The following is a 698-nucleotide window of genomic DNA, read 5'->3' on the forward strand; positions in this document are numbered from 1 at the left end:
TATCTAGCTTAATATACATACTAACCACCTCAGAGTCAGTATGGAGAATCCAATTGAAAATGTACATATTTATTCAAGCGTTAATGTACATATTTAAGTTAGCATTTATATATTTTTATAGGGTTATATATTTTTCTTTTGCTCTGCTGTATAGCAGAGCTCTTTTTTTTGTCGTACAAAAGCCACCTATATATGTGAAGTGCACCCCAATTGTTAGGCTGTGTCTAACAATTGGGGTGCACTTCAGTCCTGTCGGGCGGCTTCTTTTAATTTATATTCACCAATTCATCAAACTTAAACTTAGTATTCAAACCAAAGGCATCTGTACAATATATAGTTTTCGTCATCGGTTCAATATGTAATACATTTATGTACATGTCTTGCACCATTCCATCACGATAGTATGAGATATGTATTTCTTCTTCCTCGTGAAAAGATTGCATTAACGCTCTTTCTATTCGTTCCATAGTATCTTGTGTTAAAAAAGGTTTAGGTACTTTATATTGTTCCTCAAACATTCTATGTATTTCCTCGTATTGCTTCGGTATTGAAGCAAACGGATTCCATTTGACCATTTTATCAAGACATTTTTTAGTTCTTATAGAAATATTAATATCTCTATCTTTGTACACATATCTTCATACATAATTCTCCTTATAACACATTTCTATATTTTAAAATTTGATAAGCGGTTATTA

General features: G+C 31.4%; 1 protein-coding gene. It reads right to left on the reverse strand.

Annotated elements, in window-relative coordinates:
* Positions 1–266: 266 nt before the first annotated feature.
* Positions 267–575 (reverse strand): YolD-like family protein, encoded by a 309-nt coding sequence (locus tag ACS2CR_RS34290; RefSeq protein ID WP_003284113.1) that lies wholly within the window; start codon positions 573–575, stop codon positions 267–269.
* Between the last annotated feature and the right edge of the window lie 123 nt (positions 576–698).

This window comes from Bacillus cereus group sp. BceL291 (genome assembly GCF_051776705.1).
Taxonomy (GTDB): domain Bacteria; phylum Bacillota; class Bacilli; order Bacillales; family Bacillaceae_G; genus Bacillus_A; species Bacillus_A cereus.

What these genes read in the sequence shown, in the direction of transcription:
- ACS2CR_RS34290 (WP_003284113.1), bottom strand. Translation starts at nt 575, where the DNA reads ATGGTCAAATGGAATCCGTTTGCTTCAATACCGAAGCAATACGAGGAA.